The sequence below is a fragment of the Bacillus sp. AFS037270 genome (genome assembly GCF_002585305.1).
In genome coordinates this window covers 1-24380 of record NZ_NUNF01000104.1, presented here as the reverse complement: position 1 = coordinate 24380, position 24380 = coordinate 1, and the positions used below count along the sequence as shown (strand labels likewise).

Here is a 24380-nt window from a genome sequence, read left to right as displayed (position 1 = left end):
GCCGGGGTAGCTCAATTGGTAGAGCAACTGACTTGTAATCAGTAGGTTGGGGGTTCAAGTCCTCTCGCCGGCACCATCTATATTTTTTGAGTGTGGAGGGGTAGCGAAGTGGCTAAACGCGGCGGACTGTAAATCCGCTCCCTCCGGGTTCGGCGGTTCGAATCCGTCCCCCTCCACCATTTATATTATTTAAAAAGTTGGACATACTAGAAGTAATTACATCTTTGGGCTATAGCCAAGCGGTAAGGCATCGCACTTTGACTGCGACATGCGTTGGTTCGAATCCAGCTAGCCCAGCCAAGAGCCATTAGCTCAGTTGGTAGAGCATCTGACTTTTAATCAGAGGGTCGAAGGTTCGAGTCCTTCATGGCTCATTTCTTAATAACTTATAATATTATCCGCGTTATGCGGAAGTAGTTCAGTGGTAGAACATCACCTTGCCAAGGTGGGGGTCGCGGGTTCGAATCCCGTCTTCCGCTCCAAATGGGGTCTTAGCTCAGCTGGGAGAGCGCCTGCTTTGCACGCAGGAGGTCAGGGGTTCGATCCCCCTAGACTCCACCATCACACTACATATTTTGCCTTAAATCATGTTAATGGTTTAAGGCTTTTTTTATTTTTTAGACGATCTAGCAGCTTTTATTAGGGACAAATTAGGGAGAAATCGATTTTATTAGGCTCTACGACAAGTTGAGAACATAACTAGTTGAAGTGAAGAAAGGAATGTCTTCAATAACCTTAGTTGAGGACAAAATAAATGCAAACCCAGCAAGGAGTGTCTCTATAGGCCTCCTTGAAGACAAAACTATTAAAAAACCAGTAAACAATGTCCCCAATCTTAAATTTTCGAACCACCCTTTCTTACTAATGGCTCTACCTCCTCTCTTATCGCAAGAAATAGTCACTGACGTCGTGTAATCGTTTAACCACAGAATTTTTTTACAATTACGCATATATATACAGAATTTTGTCGAGTTGAGTCATCACTATGAAAGCGGTTAAAATAGAGGGTATAACAGGCAAGGGGGAATTTGGGGATGACAAGAAAACTATCAATTATTGGAATGCCGATGGACTTAGGACAAATGAGACGTGGAGTAGATATGGGACCTAGTGCAATCCGTTATGCGGGAATTAACGAAAGATTAAAGCCACTCTTTGATGAAATCCATGACTGGGGTGATATCCCGGTTGGCAGACCAGAAGTCGTCATTGATAAAGAATCTAATTTAAGGAACCTAGATCTAGTTGCAGAAAAAAGTGCTTTGCTTGCGGGCAAGGTGGATGAAGCCGTTCAATCCGGTGCCTTTCCACTCGTACTTGGTGGAGATCATAGCATCGCAATTGGCACACTAGCAGGTGTTTCTAAACATTATAAGAACCTAGGTGTTATTTGGTATGACGCTCATGGTGATTTAAATACGGCCGAAACAAGTCCATCAGGAAATATCCATGGTATGCCTCTTGCTGTAAGCATAGGCTTGGGTCATCCGTTATTAACTGAAATTGGCGGTTATAATCCGAAAGTAAAACCGGAAAATATTGTCATTATTGGAGCGAGATCTCTAGATGACGGTGAGAAAGAATTAATTAAGGAAAAGGGAATTAAGGTTTATACCATGCATGAAATTGATAGATTGGGAATGGCTAAAGTCATGGAGGAAACTATAGCCTATCTAAATGAAAAAACAGATGGAGTTCATTTATCGCTTGATTTAGATGGTCTAGATCCGAGTGATGCACCAGGAGTGGGGACACCTGTTATTGGTGGGATTAGCTATCGTGAGAGCCATTTGGCTATGGAAATGCTCGAAGAGGCAGGAATCATCACCTCTGCGGAATTTGTGGAAGTAAATCCAATCCTAGACGAGAAAAATAAAACTGCTATATGTGCTGTGGAGCTAATGGGATCGTTATTTGGTGAAAAACTACTATAAAAATAGACAGCTGCATATTAAAATATGCAGCTGCGCTATTTTACCGGTACAATAATAGATGATATTTGTTAAGTAAGCAGTCAAGCCTTTTACTAGCTTCAATTACTTTGTGATTGGACAGAGAAGTCTCAGATGCTAATCGAACCATATCATTTCGTTGAATTTCTATTTCTTCTAGTAATCCACGGTATGGAGAAGACATCTCCTTCCACCTCTTTCTAGGTATATATTTCCTTTTTCCCCTGTATTAAAATCTTTAAACATATTTTGTCCCACATTGGTAAATTTTTGTTAATATTAAAGGTATTGAGAAGTTTTTCGTTTAAAAACGAAACCTTTTTTGCTGACGTTCGTATATCGTATAGCGACATTGGAGCTGAGGAAACTTAATGGATACAATAGTGAAAAAAAGAATAAAACAGGTCATCAAAGGTGATCAGAACGCCTTCGGAGAGATCGTAGAAATATATAAAAACAGTGTCTTCCAATTATGTTACAGAATGCTGGGTAATCGCCATGAAGCGGAGGATATCGCGCAGGAAGCATTTATCCGTGCTTATGTAAATATCCAGTCGTTTAAGCAGGATAAGAAGTTTTCAACATGGCTTTTTCGAATTGCGACAAATCTTTGCATCGACCGGATTCGCAAAAAGAAACCAGACTATTATTTAGACGCGGAAGTAGCCGGGACAGAGGGGTTAACCATGTATTCGCAAATCTCCTCGGATTCTCCTTTGCCGGAGGCCGAAGTAGAAAGTCTTGAGCTGCAGGAGACTGTTCAAAAGGAAATATTAAAACTGCCGGAAAAGTATCGTTCCGCAATTGTCCTGAAATATATGGAAGATATGTCCCTAAATGAAATAAGTGAGATTCTCAATCTTCCTCTTGGAACTGTTAAAACAAGAATTCATCGCGGCCGGGAAGCATTAAGACAGCAATTACGATATGTATAAAGAGGTGAAAACATAAATGTGTCCTGAACAAATCATCGAACTCATGCACGATTACTTAGATGAAGAACTAGACCCAGAAAAAGAAAGAGCCTTAAGAGACCACCTCAAAAGTTGTAAAGAGTGTGAAACGATCTTTAATGAGCTAAAAAAGACGGATGCATTTGTTAGAGGCATTTCTCATATGCAGGCGCCACCGGATTTCACAGCTAATGTGCTCGCCCGTCTGCCAAAAGAAAAGAAAAGGATTTGGATGCAGAGATGGTTTACAAATCATCCTATGCTCACAGCAGCTTCTGTTTTTATCATTCTGATGATGGGAAGCTTATTTTCAACATGGAGCCAAGATCAGGAATTTTCTGTTTCCAAGCAAAAGAACTTGGTGGTTACAAATAATACAGTTATAGTCCCTAAAGGTGAAACGGTTAAAGGAGATGTTGTAGTCCACAATGGGAATGTGCGGATAGAAGGCGAGGTTCAGGGTGATGTTACCGTGATTAACGGGGAAAAATACTTAGCCTCTGCAGGTCATGTAACAGGGCAAATAGAAGAAGTAAATGAAGTTTTCGACTGGATTTGGTATCATATGAAAAGAACTACTCAAGACGTTCTAGATATCTTTGGCCAGCCTGAAACCAAATAAAAAACAAATCACTCCAAGTGACGGGTGATTTGTTTTTTTAACCACAAACATATAATAAGTTGTATGGTGAAGTTATGGTATAATAAATTAGTTGTATGAATTGTATGTTCTTAGAAAGTTACGGAGGAAGAAACAATGCAGTTTGCTGATCTCAGTATATGGAAGTATCTAGCTAGTATTGTTGATATTGCCCTCGTATGGTACGTCATTTACAAACTGATCAATGTGATAAGAGGCACAAAGGCCGTTCAATTATTAAAAGGGATCCTTGTTATTCTTCTTGTCAGGGTGGTCAGTGAGTGGCTCGGCTTAATTACTTTAAGCTGGATGATGCAACAGGCCATAAATTGGGGATTTCTTGCGGTAATCATTATCTTTCAGCCTGAACTCAGGAGAGCGCTTGAACAATTAGGAAGAGGGCGATTCTTCTCGCGAAGCAGTACACAAGACGATGATAACCAGGAAAAAACAGTCGAAGCCATAGTTAAGGCAACTGATTATATGGCAAAACGCCGTATTGGAGCCTTAATTTCAATTGAAAGAGAAACGGGCATGAGTGATTACATAGAAACAGGTATACGATTAAATTCCAATATCTCTTCGGAATTGCTCATTAATATTTTTATTCCTAATACACCACTTCACGATGGTGCAGTCATTATCCAAAAAAATAATGTGTCAGCGGCAGCATGCTATCTTCCCTTATCTGAAAGTCCATTTATTTCGAAGGAACTGGGTACTAGGCACCGGGCAGCCTTAGGAATAAGTGAGGTTACTGATAGCTTAACAGTCATCGTTTCTGAAGAGACGGGGGGAATCTCACTGACAAAGAATGGAGAACTTCATCGTGATTTGAAAGTGGAGGAACTAAAAGAACTACTTACCCGAGAAATGTTGATTCATACTAAAGATAAACAGGCTTCTTCAGCTCGTTGGAACTGGAGGGGAAAACAGAATGGATAAAATGTTTGATAATCCTTGGTTTATAAAAATACTGGCCTTATTATTGGCGGTCCTATTATATTCCTCTATACCTCATACAGGTGGGAAGTTAACCGATGTTAATGTTCCTGGGGAGCAAACAACTGCGACTATAAAGGATATCCCTGTAAAGGTTTATTATGATACTGAGAACTTGGTTGTATCGGGGATACCGAACACGGTAGATGTAACCATAAAGGGTCCTATCACACATGTCCAATCGGCTAAGGCTTTAAAGAACTTTGAGGTATATGTCGATCTCACAAATGCAAAAATTGGAGATCAGAAGGTAAAGCTCAAGATTAAAAATTTATCTGATAAATTAAAGGCAACCATGAAGCCAGCAAGTGTGACGGTGTCTGTGCAAGAAAAGATTTCGAAGGAATTCAGGGTCGAAGCAGAATTCGATTCCAGCCAAATAGAAGATGGTTACTCAGCTGGTCTGCCGGTGGTTGAACCTAGAAAAGTAAAAATTACTGGTGCTAAAAGTGACATTGACCGAATTACCTACGTTAAAGCCACCCTTGAGGGGAATGGTAAACTAAAAGCAACCATTTCGAAACAAGCGCAAATTCAAGTACTTGATAAAAAATTAAATAAGTTGGATGTTACTGTTGAACCTGAAACAGTTAATGTAACCATTCCTATTAAGTCGAATAGCAAAACGGTTCCGATCAATATAGTGAAAAAGGGAACTTCTCCAGAAGGGGTTACGATAGAATCTATTGAGTTAGATGAAACGGAAGCCAAAATTACCGGAAGTGAAGAGGTCTTAAAAGATACAGAAAGTGTTCGAGTAGAAGTCGATTTAAGTAAGATCACGGAAAACACCACACTAACCCTGCCGGTTATTATTTCAAATGGGATTACGAAGGTGACCCCTCAATTAGTAAAAGCAACGGTAGTGGTGAAAAAAGAGGAACAGAAAACAGCCACAGATGAACAAGTAACGGCTACAGATGAAGAAAAAACGGTCTCAGGCATACCTTTGGAAATTCAAGGCTTAGCGGATAACTTTAAAGCAGAAGTAAATGATCCGACAAGTCAGACTGTTAATTTACAAGTGAATGGCCCAACTGAGTCGGTAACAGAGCTGGGACCTAGTGATTTCACGGTTTTTATTGACTTGTCCGGCTTGACCGAAGGAACTCATGATGTCAAAATCCAGGTAAAAGGGCCAACGGATATCGAGTGGACGCCTGATAAATCAACAGCAAAAATAACCATTACTAATAATGCCTAATATCTAGCAATAGACATGTCGAAGGAGAGATTTTTTAAAATGGGTAAATATTTCGGTACCGATGGGGTACGTGGAGTAGCAAACAGCGAATTAACACCGGAGATGGCCTTTAAATTGGGGCGCTTTGGCGGTTATGTTTTAACAAAGGATAAAGATCGCCCTAAAGTAATTATTGGCCGTGATACACGTGTCTCAGGTCATATGTTAGAAGGAGCGCTTGTAGCCGGGTTACTGTCAATTGGGGCAGAGGTCATGCGTTTGGGAGTCATTTCAACACCTGGGGTATCCTATTTAACCAAGGCATTAGGGGCTCAAGCAGGTGTTATGATTTCCGCCTCCCATAATCCTGTTGCGGATAATGGAATTAAATTTTTTGGTCCAGATGGTTTTAAGCTGTCAGATGAACAGGAATTAGAAATTGAGAACTATATTGATTTACCTGAAGACCAGCTGCCACGCCCAACAGGTGCGGACCTTGGTCAGGTGATGGATTATTTTGAAGGCGGTCAGAAGTACCTTCAATACTTGAAAAATACAGTGGATGAGGACTTCTCAGGTATCCATATCGCCTTGGATTGTGCAAATGGTGCAACCTCGGCATTAGCAAGCCATTTATTTGCAGATCTTGACGCAGATTTATCAACAATGGGAGCATCTCCCAATGGATTAAACATTAATGCTGGAGTAGGATCAACGCATCCAGAAGCACTGTCAGCTCTTGTAAAAGAAAAAGGAGCAGACGTAGGCCTTTCTTTTGACGGAGACGGCGACCGTTTAATTGCAATCGACGAAAAGGGGAATATCGTCGATGGCGATCAAATCATGTACATCTGCGGCAAGTACATGAAAGAACAAGGACGTTTAAAGCACGGTACAATCGTTTCAACTGTGATGAGTAACCTTGGTTTTTACAAAGCCCTTGAAACTCATGGAATCCATAGTGTACCTACAGCGGTAGGTGACCGTTATGTGGTAGAAGAAATGAAGAAAAGTGGTTTTAACCTTGGCGGTGAGCAATCAGGACATATCATTTTCTTAGACTACAACACAACAGGTGATGGATTATTATCAGGATTGCAGTTAGTTAATATCATGAAGGTAACCGGGAAGCCATTATCAGAATTAGCCGGTGAAATGAAAAAGTATCCGCAAAAGCTTGTCAATGTACGAGTAACGGATAAAAACCATGTGACCGATAATGCCGAAGTAAAAGCTGTCATTGAACAAGTTGAAGCTGAGATGGCTGGGAACGGGAGAATTCTTGTCCGTCCAAGTGGAACAGAACCGCTTGTTCGTGTCATGGCAGAGGCAGCAACCGAAGAACTTTGTGAATCCTTTGTCAACCGAATTGTTGAGGTAGTGAAACAAGAGATGGAATTAAAGGAATAGAAAAAATATAAGCTAGTGCGGAACAACTGCGAGTAACTCCTCAGCTGTACGCATTGCCTTTCTTTATGCATAAGGGAACGGATTATTTCCCTTATGCATATTTTATTATGTGTAATAATAATATTGGAAAAACTTTTAATTTCCAATATATAGTTGACGAAAGTCCATTATCATAGTAGTATTAACTTGCTTTGCTTAAAAGCAGGTTTTGCCATTTAGAGAAGAAAGGTGGGTTGTTAGAAGGCTTTATTAATTTTTAAAAGCGCCTGAACTAATCAAAGACGGTTGATTAGTTGACGAGGAGGAGGATTATCGAATGTTCGGCGGATACCTCCCGGTTGCAAACGCACAACCGAAAAGTTCTTCTTTAAAACATAGAGGCAACTCTATGCACAAAGAGAAGAATATGCGCATACAAACTGTAATGTTCAAAAAGGTATAGACAGATACCTTTATCAAAAACAGAGATGAGGGGGCAAGCACGCCTCCAAAGCATTCTTGCCCCCTGAATCTAGGGAGGAAAAAGAAGATGTGTGGAATTGTTGGATATATTGGTAATAATGATTCGAAGGAAATCCTATTAAAAGGTTTAGAAAAACTTGAGTATAGAGGCTATGATTCTGCTGGAATCGCTGTAAAGAATGAAAATGGAATCCATGTTTTTAAAGAAAAGGGCCGTATTGCTGACTTACGTGAAATTGTTGATTTAGATGTTAAAGCGAATATCGGAATTGGTCATACCAGATGGGCAACACACGGCGTTCCAAGCAAAGTAAACTCCCATCCACACCAAAGCACATCAGGCCGCTTTACGCTAGTGCACAATGGCGTTATCGAGAACTATGATCTTTTAAAACGCGAATATCTAACAAATGTACCATTCAAAAGCGAAACAGACACTGAAGTGGTTGTTCAACTGATTGAGTTATTTGTTAATGAGGGCTTAGAGGTTATTGAGGCATTTCGTAAGACGCTAGCCCTTTTACATGGATCATACGCAATTGCGCTTTTAGATGAACAAGACAATGAAACCATTTATGTTGCAAAAAACAAAAGCCCACTTTTAGTCGGCCTTGGTGATGATTTTAATGTAGTTGCCAGTGATGCAATGGCGATGCTTCAAGTAACAAATCAATATCTTGAATTAATGGATAAGGAAATTGTCCTTGTATCAAAAGATGAAGTTATCATTCAAAATCTACAAGGCGATATCATTAGCCGTAAGCCATATACTGCTGAATTGGATGCAAGTGACATTGAAAAGGGAACTTACCCGTACTACATGTTAAAAGAGATCGATGAACAGCCGCTGGTCGTGCGCAAAATTATTCAAACTTATCAAAATGAGCAAGGGGCATTGACAATTGACCCTGAAATCATTACCGCTATGAATGAATCTGACCGTGTCTATATTATCGCAGCTGGAACATCTTATCATGCAGGATTGGTTGGAAAGCAGTTTATTGAAACCATTGCTAAACTGCCAGTTGAAGTTCATATTGCAAGTGAATTTGTTTATAATATGCCGCTTCTAACTAAGAAGCCGTTGTTTATCTTCATTTCACAAAGTGGTGAAACTGCTGACAGCCGTGCTGTACTTGTAAAAGTGAAAGAGCTCGGATATCGTACATTAACGATTACGAATGTACCAGGTTCGACACTTTCACGTGAAGCGGATTACACACTTTTATTGCACGCAGGTCCTGAGATTGCGGTAGCTTCCTCCAAAGCCTATACAGCACAGTTGGCTGTGTTAGCGATTTTAGCAGATGTAACGGCGAAGAGCCAAGGAATTCCAGTTGGTTTTGACTTGATCCATGAGCTTGGTATTATTGCGAATGCTATGGAAGTACTATGTGACTCCAAAGAGCTAATTGAACATATATCAAGAGAGTTCTTATCCGTCACACGCAATGCCTTCTTTATCGGCCGTGGGGTTGATTATTATGTTGGCCTTGAAGGTGCTTTGAAGCTTAAGGAAATTTCTTATATTCAAGCAGAAGGATTTGCCGGCGGTGAGTTAAAGCACGGTACCATTGCATTAATTGAAGAAGGCACACCTGTTATTGCCCTTGCTACGCAAGAGAGCGTCAACTTAAGTATTCGTGGAAATGTAAAGGAAGTTGTAGCACGCGGAGCAAACCCATGCATTATTTCAATGGATGGTCTAAATATGGATGAAGATAGCTTTGTCATCCCTGAAGTACATGAATTATTAACACCGCTTATCTCTGTTATCCCATTACAATTAATTGCCTATTACGCTGCCTTACACCGTGATTGTGATGTTGACAAACCACGTAACCTTGCTAAATCGGTAACGGTTGAGTAAAACGGCTAATATAAGGTTGGAGATGAATCATTACTTGATTCATCTCCAGCCTTTTTTGTTTTTTTTGAAAAGTAAATGTTGGCAACAATCAGTGTGACAAAATGAAATTTTGTATCGATTGTTTACCTAATGAAACCGCTTTATTATTAAAAATAGATAGAGCAACAAAATAAGAAGGGGGAAAAGTAATGAGTGAAGCACTTAAGAAAGATATAAAAGTACCAAATGAAACAGCTAAAGAAAAATCAGATGTAAAAGTTAAAATACAAAAATTTGGAAGCTACTTAAGTGGAATGGTCATGCCAAATATTGGTGCCTTTATTGCATGGGGTCTAATTACAGCATTATTTATTCCAACAGGATGGATTCCAAACAAGGATCTCGCTACACTAGTCGGCCCAATGATTACATTCTTATTGCCATTATTAATAGGTTTTACCGGTGGCCGGATGGTATATGATATCCGCGGTGGAGTAGTCGGAGCTACAGCAACAATGGGTGTGATTGTCGGAACCGATATCCCAATGTTCTTAGGCGCCATGATTATGGGACCAATTGGCGGGCTTGTCATTAAGAAGTTCGACAAACTGATTGAGGGAAAAGTAAAGTCTGGATTTGAAATGTTAGTAAATAACTTTTCAGCAGGTATTCTTGGAGGCGCTTTAACACTATTAGCCTATAAAGGTGTTGGCCCCGTTGTTGAAGCCTTAAGCAAATTTTTAGCATCTGGAGTTCAGTTCATCGTGGATCATAACATGCTTCCACTTGCTAACATTTTTATTGAACCAGCAAAAGTACTATTCTTAAATAACGCGATCAACCATGGTATTCTAAGTCCTTTAGGAATTGAACAAGCAACAAAAGCAGGAAAATCCATTCTATTCTTACTAGAAACAAACCCTGGTCCTGGTCTTGGTATCTTACTTGCTTATTGGTTATTTGGAAAAGGAACAGCAAAACAAACGGCACCAGGTGCGGTAATTATCCACTTCTTAGGTGGTATCCATGAAATTTACTTCCCATACATCTTAATGAAGCCAATGTTAATTTTTGCAGCTATGGCAGGCGGTGTGAGTGGAGTATTCACATTTAACATTCTTCATGCAGGACTTGTCGCAGCTCCATCACCAGGAAGTATCTTTGCGCTGCTTGCAATGACACCAAAAGGTGGATATTTTGCAACATTAGCTGGTGTAATCGTGGCAACGGCCGTGTCCTTTGCGGTAGCAGCCTTGATTCTAAGAACAAGCAAGGCAACAGTTGAGGAGGACTTATCTTCTGCAGCTGCTAAAATGGAAGCGATGAAAGGCAAGAAAAGCTCAGTGACTTCTGTCTTAGCAATACAAGATCAAATCAAGCCTGAAAATGTAAATAAAATTGTCTTTGCTTGTGATGCTGGAATGGGTTCTAGTGCAATGGGTGCTTCCATTCTAAGAAATAAAGTAAACAAAGCAGGTTTAGATGTAACTGTTACGAACACGGCGATCAGTAATTTACCATCAGATGCAGATGTTGTTGTTACACATAAGGATTTAACAGACCGTGCAAAAGCTAAATTACCAAATGCCAAGCATATCTCAGTTGAAAACTTTTTAAACAGCCCTAAATATGATGAGTTAGTAAATAGCCTGAAAAAATAAGTCATAGGGGCCTACACATAATGTGATAGGCCCTTCCTGCCTTAAGGAAGGTGAGAAATGTATATTTCGGCAAGGGAACGGAAAATTCTTGAAATCCTATTAAAGACCACTGATGAAACAACCGTAAAGGACCTCGCAGATTTAATTGATGTTAGTGGAAGAACGATCCATCGAGATTTAAAAAACATAGAAGATATTTTGCACGATTATAACCTGACATTACAAAAAAAATCAGGAGTCGGTGTCCAACTAACCGGCGAGAAAAAAGGAATTGCGGATCTGGAACTCTATTTGTTTAATCTGTCACATACAGAATATACACCAGATGAACGACAAACCATTATGCTATGTGAGCTTTTAGAAACAAATGAACCTGTAAAGCTTCTTGCACTTGCCACAGACTTAAACGTAACCATTGCAACTGTAAGCTCTGACTTAACAAAACTGGAAGAGAAGTTAAAATCGTTTGGATTAGATCTTATCCGAAGAAGAGGATACGGTGTAGAAATCGCGGGGGAAGAAAGTGCAAAAAGAAGGGCAATGAGCCATTTAATTTCCGAATACCTTGATGAGTCTGAGCTTCTTTCCTTAACACGGGATAATATTCAAATGAGATCGACACAGCAAATTCACACTATTTCTGAAAGACTAATGGGACTGGTTGAAAAAAGGAAATTAGTTATTGTTGAAAACATAGTTAAGTCTATAGTTCAAGAGCTGCCCTTCTCAATGGCAGATAGTGCTTATATTGGTCTTGTGGTTCATTTAGCTCTGGCTTTAGAAAGAATCCAAAAAGGGGAAGGTATTAAAATAAATTTGGCCTATTTGGAGGACCAGAAGGTAACCAAGGAATACACATATGCACAAAAAATAGTCTCCCAATTGGAGCAGGTATTTCAAATTAGTATACCGGATGCCGAAGTAGCCTACATTACCATGCACTTAAAGGGAGCTAAACTAAGGCATGAAAATGAACATGTAATAGAGGATGCAAGTTTACAGACCGCCATAAAAACAAAAAAGCTGATAGAAATAGTAGGGAAGTTAGTTGGTATAGATTTATCGGCCAATCGTTCTCTTTTTGAAGGTCTTATTGTACATCTAAAGCCAGCAATCTATCGGATAAAGGAAAAGATGGGCATTAGTAACCCTCTGCTAGATAAGATAAAAAAGGATTATGAGGATTTATTTGCAATCGTCAAACAAGCTGTAGACCAAGTGTTCCCTGAGTTTTTTGTTCCGGATGAGGAAACAGGCTATCTAGTCATGCATTTTGGGGCAGCGATAATGGGTAATAAAGACCTCGGAAGCTTTAAAACACTTGTCGTTTGTTCTAGTGGCATTGGCACATCTAAAATGCTGGCAACAAGATTACAAATAGAATTCCCAGTCCTAAAACAAATCCATAATGTATCGGTAATGGAATTTCAAAAAATGAATAAGGAAGAATATCAACTTGTTATATCAACCATCCCTATTCCGGAGTATGATTCGGATTATATAGTGGTAAATCCATTTTTAAATAAGGATGAAATTGAAAAAATCCAGTTCTTTTTAAATGAATACAAATTTGCTAATCACTCAGAAAAACAACTTCCAGTAACATTTCAGACAAATAAGATTGCAAAAAATACTTTTAGATTTATAGAGGAAATGAAAAGTATCAAGGAATATGCAAGCACGATTGCAACCGTTCTAGAGGGATTTGAAGTAATAGAACTAAATGGCTGCCACACGGTGGAAGGGCTCTTAACTATTGCCTGCAAAAACCTGTCTGGTCAACAAAGGATAAATGATGCCGATAAGGTAAAACAGGCCATCCTTGAAAGAGAGAGTCTGGGGGGAGTTGGTATCCCTGAAACAGCCATGGCATTATTTCATGCCCGTTCGCACCATGTCCTGCAGCCTTGTTTTACAATCAACACACTTCATACACCGATCGTGGTTATCGGTATGGATGGGGTAGAAATGAACATGAAATCTCTGATTCTGCTTTTATCACCTAGTCATTCAACCGATAAGACTTTAGAGGTATTAAGTTTTTTAAGCTCATTGTTAATCGAAAGCGAAGAAACGATAAGAATTTTTCAATCTAATAATAAAGAACAAATTACAGGATTACTGACGGGAAGATTTGAGCAATTTTTTAATCAAAAATTAACAGAATTAAGGAGTGTATAAGAAATGGCAAATTCAATTTTAGCAAAAGACAATATTCAATTAAACATAACGGTTAATTCAAAAGAGGACGCAATTAGATTAACGGGAAAAATTCTTGTTGAAAAAGGCTATGTAGAGCCTAACTATATTGAAAAGATGCTCGAGAGGGAACAGTTAACTTCTACTTATATGGGGAACTTTGTAGCCATTCCACATGGCACAGAGGACTCGAAGCCTTTTGTAAAGGAATCAGGCATATCGTTTGTTCAAGTACCTCAGGGGGTAGACTTTGGCGCAGGAAATATTGTTAAACTGCTTATTGGTATTGCTGGAAAAGATAATGAACATCTAGATATCCTATCTAATATTGCCATTGTTTGTTCCGAAGAAGAGAACATCGAGAAACTTGTTTCCGCACATTCTGTTGATGAAATACTTGCTATCTTTGAAGATGTTAATTAATTTCATCGCTATTGACCTAAGTAAACCATAAAGGAAATAGATTGGCCATCTATCTTGCAGCGCATACCTTCATTTATTGCTAAAAAGAATAGGTGAATATTTCATATTCTTTGAGAAACAATATGTTTGTCACTTTGACTGTGACAAACATCACTTTCCTCTTTATTGTATACAGAGGTCTAGTACTTTACTATAAATAATGTACTATAACAATGAAGGGATGAGAGCAAATGGCTCAATCAAATATAAAAGTAGCGGTCCAAAAGTTTGGTAACTTCCTAAGCTCAATGGTTATGCCGAATATATCCGCTTTTATAGCATGGGGTCTAATTACGGCCTTATTTATTCCAACAGGTTTCTTTCCGAATGAAAGCCTTGCCAAAATGGTCGGCCCAATGGTTAGTTACTTACTGCCACTTCTAATTGGATATACAGGCGGTAAGCTTGTACATGAGCAACGCGGAGGCGTAGTTGGTGCCATTGCAACCATGGGGGTCATTGTGGGGGCACCAGATGTTCCAATGTTCTTAGGTGCCATGATCATGGGACCATTCGGCGGGTGGGTGATTAAGAAATTTGACCAATCAGTCGAAGGGAAAATTAAAGCTGGCTTTGAAATGCTGGTTAATAACTTTTCAGCAGGTATTTTAGGTGGATTGCTGGCCATTCTATCTTTCTTGGCAATCGGACCAGCAGTAGATGTGTTTACAGGCTGGCTTGTTGCAGGTGTCGATTGGTTAGTTAGTACAGGGTTATTACCACTAACAAGTATTATCATTGAACCTGCGAAAATCTTATTCTTAAATAATGCGATCAACCATGGTGTTCTTTCACCAATCGGTGTAGAGCAAGCAAAAACAGCAGGAAAGTCATTACTATTCCTTCTAGAAGCAAACCCAGGACCTGGTATTGGTGTGCTGCTTGCCTACTGCATCTTTGGAAAAGGTACGGCAAAAAGAACGGCTCCAGGTGCTGCCATTATTCAATTCTTTGGCGGAATTCATGAAATTTACTTCCCATACATTTTAATGCGTCCAATGTTGTTCTTAGCAGTTATACTAGGCGGGATGAGCGGCGTATTTACGCTGGTTCTTTTAGGCGGCGGATTACTTGCGCCTGCATCACCAGGTAGTATCCTTGCTATTATGGCAGTCACTCCTCATCATGCAGGAACATACATTGCCAACCTCGCAGGAGTACTTGTAGCAGGAATCGTATCTTTCGTTATCTCGTCTTTTATTCTAAAAACAGGTAAAGAACAAGAAGAAGATATCGAAGAAGCGGCAAGAAAAATGCAGGAAATGAAAGGGAAGAAGAGCGCAGTCTCTAACGTGTTTGAAGCTAATTCCGGCACCATGCCTGAAAAAGTAAACAAAATTGTTTTTGCTTGTGATGCAGGTATGGGTTCAAGTGCAATGGGTGCTTCCCTGCTGCGTAAAAAAGTAAAAGAAGCAGGCTTGAATATTTCCGTTACAAATACGGCGATTAGTAACTTGCCAGCGGATGCACAAATTGTTGTTACACAAGAAGAGTTAACACCTAGAGCGCAGAATAAATTGCCAAATGCATACCATATTTCGGTTGATAATTTCTTATCAAGTCCAGAGTATGATAAATTGATTAACCAACTTAAAAATCCGGAAACTGCTCAACTTCAAGAAATCGTAGAAGACGCTGAAGCGAATGTTCCAGAAGCAGACAACCAAGCGAACGACGCACTACTTCTTGAGGAAAATATTTTCTTAAATCAATCCTTCTCCTCGAAGGAAGAGGCAATTCGATTTGCAGGAAGAGCGTTGGTTAATGCGGGATATGTTAAAGAAAGTTATATTGAAGCCATGATCGCGAGAGATGAAATGACATCGACTTACATGGGTAACGATGTAGCGATTCCCCATGGAACAGAAGAGGCAAAAAAAGATGTCCTAAATTCAGGATTTACCGTTTTACAAGTACCAAACGGTGTTGATTTTGATGGTCAGAAGGTTCGGCTAATTTTTGGCATCGCAGGGAAAGATGGTACACATCTTGAAATCTTATCTGGTATTGCGGTAACATGCTCAGATATGGCTAATATCGAAAAATTAGTTGAAGCAAAATCAGCAAGAGAAATTATGGATATCTTAAATAGTAAATAATATAACGAATGAATACAAAAACCGGCAAAGCCGCTTTTTGTATTCACTTTTTTATAATTCGTAAAATAAATCCCGTAAGGCTCATTTATGTTACTTCACAGAATCGAGTTGGTAGCATGTATATTACTACAAGGGAAAAGGCAATTATCGAATTACTTGTTAAAACATCGGGTAAACATTCAGTAACATCACTTGCAAACCACTTGAATGTAAGTGTTCGTACGGTTCACCGAGATTTAATCGGGGTAGAAAAAATTCTACATTCCTTTAATCTTCACTTAGTTAGACATCCAGAAACAGGGCTTAAAATTGAGGGGAAAAACGAAAATATATTTCGTTTGGTTCAAAATGTAACGACTATTGTCCCAATTGATCAAACCCCGGAAGAAAAGAAATTACTGCTGCTGATAGCCCTGATGCAAGAGGAAGCCTTTAAGATACAAGCTTTAGCCAATGAACTTGGGGTTAGTAACGCAACTTTAACAACTTATTTAGAAGAATTGACCGAATGGTTAAGTTCTTTTAATGTGACGATTACAAGAAAAAGGGGAGTTGGCGTTGATCTGATAGGATCGGAGTCAGCTAAACGAAAAGCACTAGCTAGCTACTTCTTGTTGTTTTTTAACGAAGAGCTAATTGAAAGTTTATTTTTGTTAGAAAATCATAAATACGCAAAAGAATTAATTTTACATTATTTTCATCCGGAGTACATTGTTGTTATAGACCGGATAGTAAATACAATTTTTGATCGTACCCAGCAGCGTCTTGCGGATAATGATTATATCGGACTTATAGTACATATAGGTATAACCATGCAAAGGGTAGATGCCTCTTTTTTTCTAGAAGAAGATGAAGGGTCTATCCATAACTTAACTAATGAATATAACCTGATCAATGAAATATGTGCTGAACTTGAAACTGCCTTTTCGGTAGCCTTTACGGAACAAGATATAATCTATTTGGCTGTTATCCTAAAAGGCTCAAAGCTTCAGGCAGTGAATGTCGTTCCCTATGATAGTCTTGTTTTAAGTAAAATGGTCAAGAGCCTGATACAGGATGTTTCTTCGCAGCTTCATATTGATTTGACGAATGATTTTTCCCTGTACCAAGGCCTATTAGCTCATATGGAACCATCACTCTATCGGATTAAGCAACAAATGGGATTGTTTAATCCTTTAAAAGAGGAAATAAAACAGAAGTATCCGTTCCTGTTTTTGGCGGTAAAAAATAGCGTTGAGCAGCTGTTTACGGAGATTGATTCAATCCCTGATGATGAGATAGCTTTTATTGTCCTGCATTTCGGGTCTGCTCTCGTCATGAGGGAAGAGAAATTATCGATACAGGTATTGGTTGTTTGTCCCACCGGTATTGGAACATCAAAAATGTTAGCAAGCAGGATTAAAAAAGAGATCATCGGAATTGATCATATAGATATTAAATCTATTAAGGAAGTTCAAGATCAAACAAATATAAAAAATTATGATTTAATTATTTCTACCGTAAAACTTCCATCTTTAAATAATGGCTATCTCTTGGTTTCACCTCTTTTAACAGAGGAAAACATCCTTGCGATTAAGAGCTATCTTAGAAATAACTTAAAAAAACTTACTGAAAAAAGAGAGTATATTCCTATACCAAATACAGAAGTTTCTTCAACAGGCATTGCATCTAGTGGAACAATAGTAGAACTTCTAAGCCAGCTCAAGGCCGTACAGGAAAGTATAGAGGCGGTACTAAATAATTTTCGAGTATATAAAATGCACCATATTAATAATCATGAGAAAGTGTTGGCAGAAATGGTCATCACCGCTCAAAAGGAAGAGCTTTTAAACTCTGCGATAGATGTCCTAACCTCGTTAAGGGAGAGGGAAAGAAAAGGAGGACTAGGGATCCCTGGGACTGGTATGGGTCTTTTTCATTGCAGAGATAAGAATATTCGTAAGCTTATTTTTCAAATCTCTCATCTACATGCACCAATTTTGGTAAAGGGTATGGACGGCAGCGATATGTACATGAAAAATTTACTATTGCTGCTAGCCCCTGAGGATTTAAGTGTTAGAGAGCAGGAAATAGTAAGCTTGATTAGCACTAGTTTAATTGAAGACAGTGAAGCTATTATGATTTTTTCATCCTCGAATGAAGAAGTTATTCGCCGAAAATTAGAAAATATTTTTTTACATTACCTTCAAACAAAAATAATAAAGGAATGATTAGGATGAAACTAGCAGTTCATTTTGGAGCAGGGAACATTGGAAGAGGATTTATTGGGGCACTTTTTTCACAGTCCGGCTATCACGTAACTTTTGTTGATATTGCCGATCAAGTTATCAATCAGCTAAATGAGGAAAAACAATATCAAGTAAAGTTAGCCACAGCTGAACAAGAAAGCATGACAATCAAGAATGTATCTGGATTAAATAATATGACACAAGAAAGTGAAGTAGTTGAGGCGATCCAACAAGCTGTTTACTTAACTACTGCGATAGGTCCAAATATTCTTCCTCATATTGCACCGCTCATTGCAAAGGGTTTGGCTGAGAGAGTAAAAAATAACGATGAGAAGTTGTATGTAATAGCATGCGAGAATCAAATTTCAGCAACCGACCTATTAAAAGGATATATCTTTGAACATTTAGATAGTGAAACAAAGGAGAAATTAGCAGGCAAAGTGTATTTCTTTAATTCCGCTGTTGACCGAATCGTACCTCTTCAAAACAATCAAGGTTCTCTCGATGTTTTAGTAGAACCTTATTATGAATGGGTAGTAGAAACAAGTGAAACCATCCCGCCCATTGAAGGGATGACCTTGGTCCGTGACCTTGCCCCTTTTATTGAACGGAAGTTATTTACGGTAAACACTGGCCATGCTGTTATTGCCTATTTAGGTTATTTGGAGAAAAAGTCGACCATTGACCAAACATTAGCAGACCAGGAGATAGTGAAACAGGTTGAAGCGACTCTTGGCGAAACAGGCGCCTATTTAATCCATCAATATGGCTTGAAACCTGAAGATCATAGCCAATACATTGATAAGATTATTCATCGTTTTCAAAATGCTTATTTAAATGATGACGTGACAAGAGTAGGCCGTTCACCAATCCGGAAACTTGGTCCTAATGACCGTCTTGTACGCCCTGCTGTCGAAGCCCAAAAGGCCGGACTATCATACACGAACCTTGCAAAGGCAATTGCTTCAGCTTTACTTTTTGATCATCACGAAGATCCAGAAGCAGTTAAACTGCAAGCAATGATTAAGGAAAATGGAATTTCTGCTGTTTTAAAGGAAGTAAGCGGATTGGATGAAAACAGTGAAATTTCCAAAGAAGTCATTAAATATTATGATATGTCAAAGAAATAAAGGAAAGGTGTCAGCCCCGCTGCTTTAAAGCAGCGGGAGACTGACCCTTTTTTTGCTATTGAATAATAGATATTTTCTCTTTAAGATAGTAGAAAGGTTGGTACAAGGGGGATGGAGTCAATTGGAACAAAAAATATTACCTGCTTCTGGGAATATGAAAGAATTTGAAAATTTCCTAAAAAGCCCATATAAAATCGGTGTTTATTTAGATATGCATATAGCGCAACTAAAAAATATTAGTTTAATGGCAAATCAACATAATAAAAAAATGATTTATCATGTTGATTTAATCCATGGAATTAAAAATGATGAATATGCAACCGAATATATCTGCCAAGAATTCAAGCCTTACGGAATAATTTCAACCAAGTCAAGCGTCATCCAAAAGGCAAAGCAAAAGGGTGTCGTTGCCGTGCAAAGGATTTTTTTAATTGATAGTCATGCGCTTGAAAAAAGCTACAAGCTCATTGAAAAAACACGGCCGGATTATATTGAAGTACTCCCTGGAGCCATGCCTAAGATGATAACAGAAGTAAAAGAGCGAGTGAAAATACCTATATTAGCTGGAGGACTCATTCGAACATCTGAAGACGTATATGCAGCATTAGAAGCCGGTGCCGCTGGAATTACGACTTCTAAAAAAGAGCTATGGAACCTATTTGCTAAATAAATTTTCAATTTTAATACTATATTAATCATAAAAATGTGTTGACACCGCTTTCACCCGCGTAATATACTTTTCTTAAGTTAATAATTTGTGACGGAGATAAGGAGATTCACACAGAAACCCAATTATGGGTTCATTCTGTTGTGGATCTCTTTTTTTCGTTTACAGCTTGGACAGACAGAAAAAAATAATATTATAAGAGAGAGGGAAAGAAAAATGACACCATTCGTTGGGGAAATGATTGGAACAATGATTCTTATTGTGTTTGGTGCAGGAATTGGGGCTGGCTCCTCTTTAAAGAAGTCATATTCCAATAATGCGGGATGGATCGTAATTACAGTTGCATGGGGACTTGCAGTAACAATGGGAGTTTTTGCGGTAGGGTCGGTGAGTGGAGCTCACTTAAACCCAGCTGTAACGATAGCCTTAGCATTAAATGGAGATTTTCCTTGGTCTGATGTGCCGTCCTATATTTTGGCACAAATGCTTGGCGCTATTTTAGGATCGGTGTTGATTTATTTACATTACCTGCCTCATTGGAAGGAAACGGAAGATCCTGCAACAAAGCTTGGGGTGTTTGCAACAAGTCCTGCTATACCGCATACTTTTTCAAATCTATTAAGTGAAATTATTGGTACTTTTATCCTTGTGCTTGGTCTATTATTTATTGGGGCTAATAAATTTACAGAAGGATTAAATCCACTTGCAGTTGGTTTATTAATCGTGGTCATCGGGATGTCCTTAGGTGGGACAACTGGTTATGCGATCAATCCTGCTCGTGACCTTGGTCCGCGAATTGCCCACTTCTTATTGCCAATCAGTGGTAAGGGAAGTTCTAATTGGGGCTATTCTTGGATTCCGGTTGTCGGACCGCTTTTAGGCGGCTGCCTTGGTGCAGTTTTTTATAAAGTAGTCTTTTTAGGAAAAGCAACAGGGTCTCTTTGGATTGTATTAGGAATCAGTCTTGTGGTACTATTACTTTCATTTGTTTCTAGTAAAAAGCAGAGTTCTCTTAGAAGTCAGGCTAATCAAGTAGCTTAATAGTAAGTTATTTTTAAATGGGGGAATTTATCATGGAAAAGTATATTTTATCTTTAGATCAAGGTACAACAAGCTCAAGGGCTATTCTTTTTAATAAAAATGGAGAAATTGTTCATACTGCTCAAAAGGAATTTACACAGCACTTTCCGAAACCGGGATGGGTGGAACATAATGCAAATGAAATTTGGGGTTCTATTCTTTCTGTCATAGCTGGAGTGCTCTCTGAGTCAGGCATCAAACCTGAACAGATTTCCGGAATTGGTATCACCAACCAGCGTGAAACAACGGTTGTATGGGATAAAGAAACGGGAGAGCCAGTATACAATGCACTTGTTTGGCAGTCTCGCCAAACAAGTGAAATCTGTGAACAGCTTAAAGAGAAGGGATATAATGATCTTTTCCGGGAAAAGACAGGGCTTCTCATCGATGCCTATTTTTCTGGAACCAAAGTGAAATGGATTCTTGACAATATAGAGGGTGCACGCGACAAAGCAGAGCAAGGCAAGCTTTTGTTTGGAACAATCGATACATGGCTGATTTGGAAGCTCTCCGGAGGCCGTGCCCATGTAACGGATTATTCTAATGCATCTCGTACACTAATGTTTAATATTTATGACCTTAAATGGGACGATGAATTATTAGAAATACTTGGGGTTCCAAAGTCAATGCTTCCAGATGTACGCCCTTCATCAGAAGTTTATGCAAACACCATTGATTACCATTTCTTTGGCAAAGAAATCCCAATCGCAGGAGTGGCAGGGGATCAGCAGGCAGCATTGTTTGGGCAGGCTTGTTTTGAAGACGGAATGGCTAAAAACACATATGGCACAGGCTGCTTTATGTTAATGAATACGGGAGAAAAAGCAGTCCGGTCTGAACATGGCTTATTAACTACCCTTGCTTGGGGATTAAATGGCAAAGTAGAATATGCACTCGAAGGCAGTATTTTCGTAGCAGGCTCAGCAATCCAATGGCTTCGTGACGGCTTAAGAATGTTCAAGGACGCCAAAGATAGTGAGGAATATGCGAAAAAGGTTGAATCTACTGAAGGTGTATATGTCGTCCCTGCTTTTGTTGGATTAGGAACACCTTATTGGGATAGCGATGTCCGCGGAGCTGTGTTTGGTTTAACAAGGGGAACAACGAAGGAACACTTTATCCGGGCAACACTTGAGTCATTAGCCTATCAAACAAAGGATGTATTATCCGCAATGGAAGCAGACTCCGGAATTGAACTGAAAGCGCTTCGTGTTGACGGAGGTGCTGTAAAAAATAACTTTTTAATGGAGTTCCAAAGTGATCTATTAAACGTCCCTGTTGAACGTCCGGTTGTAAATGAAACGACTGCATTGGGAGCTGCTTATTTAGCGGGACTGGCAGTAGGTTTTTGGGAAAGCCAAGAGGAAATTGCAAAACAATGGGCGGTAGACCGTAAGTTTGATCCAAAAATGACAGATGACAATCGAAACAATCTATATGATGGCTGGAAAAAGGCAGTTAAAGCTGCAATGGCCTTCAAATAATAATAGTTGTATCTAGATGATTCAATATGGTAAGATTAACTTAAGTTAATATTTGTCAGGAGAAGTCGGAGAGACCACAAAAACATTATCGGAATTTGATAATGTCTTTTGTGGTCTTTTTCTATTTCCATCCTATATATCAATGCATAGGTAAATAATAAGACACGTAATCGGGAGGAAGAGACGATGAAATTTTCAACTTTACATCGGGAAGAGATAGTCAATAAATTAAAAGGTGAAACATTTGATGTATTAGTTATTGGAGGCGGTATTACCGGCGCAGGGATAGCATTAGATGCTGAATCACGTGGATTAAAAACGGCTCTTGTTGAAATGCAGGATTTTGCAGCAGGTACATCAAGTAGATCAACAAAACTCGTTCATGGCGGCTTACGATATTTAAAACAATTTGAAATAAAAATGGTAGCGGAAGTTGGAAAAGAGCGGGCCATCGTTTATGAGAATGGTCCCCATGTAACAACACCTGAATGGATGTTATTACCGATCCACCAAGGAGGAACGTTTGGTAAGTTTAGTACATCAATCGGCTTGCGGGTTTATGATTTTTTAGCGGGAGTGAAAAAGCAAGAACGTAGAAAAATGCTTTCACCTGAAGAGGCACTTGCCAAAGAACCGCTGGTTAAGAATAGTGGATTAAAGGGAGGCGGTTATTATGTAGAATATCGTACAGACGATGCTCGTTTGACGATTGAAGTAATGAAGGCTGCCGTTGAAAAAGGTGCCACTGCCACCAATTATACAAAAGTAATGGAGTTGCTTTACAACAATGGAAAAGTGATTGGAGCACTTGTACAAGATTTGTTAACCGGTGATAAATACGAGATCCATGCGAAAAAAGTGATCAATGCTGCGGGACCGTGGGTTGATAAAATCCGCGAAATGGATCATTCAAAAAAAGGGAAGGTGCTGCAGCTGTCTAAAGGTGTCCACCTTGTGCTCGATCAGTCACGATTCCCTTTAAAACAAGCTATATACTTTGATACACCTGATGGCAGAATGGTATTTGCAATTCCTCGTGATGGTAAGGCGTATGTTGGAACCACGGATACTTTTTATAATGAGGATGCAGTAAATCCTAACATGACTGTTGCTGATCGGAGTTATATTATCAATGCTATCAATTATATGTTCCCAGAGGTAAAGATAAGCGAGAAAGATATTGAATCAAGCTGGGCAGGTGTTCGGCCGCTGATCTATGAAGAAGGAAAAAGTGCCTCTGAGATCTCTCGAAAAGATGAGATTTGGGAATCGGAATCAGGATTACTTACCATTGCTGGAGGCAAATTAACTGGTTATCGTAAAATGGCTGAAATTGTGGTTGATCGATTAGTATCTATATTTCAAGTTGAAGAATCAAGAAGTTTCTCACCTTGTCAAACAAAGCATCTTCCAGTTTCCGGAGGCGACGTTGGAGGTTCGAGTAATTTTAATAGTTATGTTGATAAGATGCTTAAAAAAGGAGAAGAAGCTGGATTAACAAAAGCAGAAGCGGAACATTTAACGAGAATGTATGGTTCGAACGCGGCTGCTGTTTTTAACATCCTCGAGGAGAATGCAGCTGATGCAGTGAAATATAACTTGCCGCTGCCTCTTTTTGCAAAATTAATTTATGGAATTGAACATGAGATGGTTGTAACACCAATTGATTTCTTTAACCGCCGTACAAGTGCTATTTTGTTTGATATTCAAACAGTGAAAAAGTGGAAGAAGCAGGTACTTGCCTGCATGGCAAAGAAACTAAACTGGACGGAACAAATTAAAAATAATTATTCACTATTACTCGAACAAAATTTAACTGCTGCTGTCATCCCTGTAGATGAACAAGATGTATCTCTTCGTGTAGTTAACGGGGACTAAATATCCCCTTTTCAAGAAGGCATAAAAAAACAATCCAGTTT

General features: G+C 39.1%; 18 protein-coding genes and 6 tRNA genes. 23 read left to right on the top strand and 1 reads right to left on the bottom strand.

All coding sequences use genetic code 11. The features are described from left to right. The 7 genes from COD92_RS30430 (at nucleotide 1) to rocF (ending at nucleotide 1934) form a co-directional block, all read left to right on the top strand. A tRNA-Thr gene (locus COD92_RS30430) sits at nucleotides 1-76 on the top strand. A gap of 18 nt (nucleotides 77-94) precedes the next feature. Further along, nucleotides 95-179 (top strand) — tRNA-Tyr (locus COD92_RS30425). Nucleotides 180-225: 46 nt separating this feature from the next. Then, nucleotides 226-300, top strand: a tRNA-Gln gene (locus COD92_RS30420). Between the two features lies 1 nt (nucleotide 301). Further along, nucleotides 302-374: transfer RNA gene (locus COD92_RS30415), tRNA-Lys, on the top strand. A 33-nt stretch (nucleotides 375-407) separates the two neighbouring features. Then, nucleotides 408-482 (top strand) — tRNA-Gly (locus tag COD92_RS30410). A 3-nt stretch (nucleotides 483-485) separates the two neighbouring features. Then, a tRNA-Ala gene (locus COD92_RS30405) sits at nucleotides 486-561 on the top strand. Between the two features lie 473 nt (nucleotides 562-1034). Further along, entirely contained in the window at nucleotides 1035-1934 is a 900-nt protein-coding gene (rocF, locus tag COD92_RS30395; RefSeq protein ID WP_098532686.1) for an arginase, read from the top strand. Nucleotides 1935-1974: 40 nt separating this feature from the next. On the opposite strand, the gene COD92_RS30390 is transcribed toward rocF, so the two are convergent. Further along, entirely contained in the window at nucleotides 1975-2136 is a 162-nt protein-coding gene (locus tag COD92_RS30390) for an aspartyl-phosphate phosphatase Spo0E family protein (protein WP_098532684.1), read from the bottom strand. 187 nt (nucleotides 2137-2323) lie between these two features. On the opposite strand from COD92_RS30390, the gene sigW reads away from it, so the two are divergent. From sigW to COD92_RS30310, 16 genes are all read left to right on the top strand, one after another. Further along, nucleotides 2324-2887, top strand: coding sequence for an RNA polymerase sigma factor SigW (sigW, locus tag COD92_RS30385; protein ID WP_098532682.1), 564 nt, complete (start codon nucleotides 2324-2326; stop codon nucleotides 2885-2887). A gap of 16 nt (nucleotides 2888-2903) precedes the next feature. Beyond that, the gene (locus COD92_RS30380) at nucleotides 2904-3527 is read left to right on the top strand and encodes an anti-sigma factor family protein (RefSeq protein ID WP_098532680.1); all 624 of its coding nucleotides are present in this window, start codon (nucleotides 2904-2906) and stop codon (nucleotides 3525-3527) included. Between the two features lie 135 nt (nucleotides 3528-3662). Continuing rightward, entirely contained in the window at nucleotides 3663-4490 is an 828-nt protein-coding gene (cdaA, locus tag COD92_RS30375) for a diadenylate cyclase CdaA (RefSeq protein ID WP_098532678.1), read from the top strand. Next, nucleotides 4483-5751 carry a CdaR family protein gene (locus COD92_RS30370; protein WP_098532676.1) on the top strand — a complete coding sequence of 423 codons (1269 nt, stop codon included), beginning with the start codon at nucleotides 4483-4485 and terminating at the stop codon, nucleotides 5749-5751. Before cdaA ends, COD92_RS30370 begins: the two co-directional genes overlap by 8 nt. A gap of 39 nt (nucleotides 5752-5790) precedes the next feature. Further along, entirely contained in the window at nucleotides 5791-7140 is a 1350-nt protein-coding gene (gene glmM, locus COD92_RS30365; protein ID WP_098996822.1) for a phosphoglucosamine mutase, read from the top strand. 529 nt (nucleotides 7141-7669) lie between these two features. After that, on the top strand, nucleotides 7670-9472 hold the full coding sequence (glmS, locus tag COD92_RS30360; RefSeq protein ID WP_098532673.1) for a glutamine--fructose-6-phosphate transaminase (isomerizing): 1803 nt from the start codon (nucleotides 7670-7672) through the stop codon (nucleotides 9470-9472). Between the two features lie 188 nt (nucleotides 9473-9660). Next, entirely contained in the window at nucleotides 9661-11112 is a 1452-nt protein-coding gene (locus tag COD92_RS30355; protein ID WP_255295312.1) for a PTS mannitol transporter subunit IIBC, read from the top strand. Between the two features lie 57 nt (nucleotides 11113-11169). Next, a complete protein-coding gene (locus COD92_RS30350) occupies nucleotides 11170-13293 on the top strand; it encodes a BglG family transcription antiterminator (protein ID WP_098996821.1) in 2124 nt (707 codons plus the stop codon). Between the two features lie 3 nt (nucleotides 13294-13296). Further along, entirely contained in the window at nucleotides 13297-13734 is a 438-nt protein-coding gene (locus tag COD92_RS30345) for a PTS mannitol transporter subunit IIA (RefSeq protein WP_098532670.1), read from the top strand. Nucleotides 13735-13964: 230 nt separating this feature from the next. Further along, nucleotides 13965-15872: a PTS mannitol transporter subunit IICBA gene (locus COD92_RS30340; RefSeq protein ID WP_098996820.1), complete on the top strand. Its 1908-nt coding sequence runs from the start codon at nucleotides 13965-13967 to the stop codon at nucleotides 15870-15872. A 116-nt stretch (nucleotides 15873-15988) separates the two neighbouring features. After that, complete coding sequence (locus COD92_RS30335; RefSeq protein WP_098532667.1) at nucleotides 15989-18082, top strand: BglG family transcription antiterminator; 2094 nt, start codon at nucleotides 15989-15991, stop codon at nucleotides 18080-18082. Nucleotides 18083-18087: 5 nt separating this feature from the next. Continuing rightward, nucleotides 18088-19230, top strand: coding sequence for a mannitol-1-phosphate 5-dehydrogenase (locus COD92_RS30330; RefSeq protein ID WP_098996819.1), 1143 nt, complete (start codon nucleotides 18088-18090; stop codon nucleotides 19228-19230). A gap of 121 nt (nucleotides 19231-19351) precedes the next feature. Beyond that, complete coding sequence (locus COD92_RS30325) at nucleotides 19352-19900, top strand: glycerol-3-phosphate responsive antiterminator (protein ID WP_098996818.1); 549 nt, start codon at nucleotides 19352-19354, stop codon at nucleotides 19898-19900. 213 nt (nucleotides 19901-20113) lie between these two features. Then, nucleotides 20114-20938 carry an MIP/aquaporin family protein gene (locus tag COD92_RS30320; RefSeq protein ID WP_098996823.1) on the top strand — a complete coding sequence of 275 codons (825 nt, stop codon included), beginning with the start codon at nucleotides 20114-20116 and terminating at the stop codon, nucleotides 20936-20938. Between the two features lie 32 nt (nucleotides 20939-20970). After that, a complete protein-coding gene (gene glpK / locus COD92_RS30315; RefSeq protein WP_098532661.1) occupies nucleotides 20971-22461 on the top strand; it encodes a glycerol kinase GlpK in 1491 nt (496 codons plus the stop codon). 186 nt (nucleotides 22462-22647) lie between these two features. Beyond that, complete coding sequence (locus COD92_RS30310; RefSeq protein ID WP_098532659.1) at nucleotides 22648-24339, top strand: glycerol-3-phosphate dehydrogenase/oxidase; 1692 nt, start codon at nucleotides 22648-22650, stop codon at nucleotides 24337-24339. Nucleotides 24340-24380: the final 41 nt, after the last annotated feature.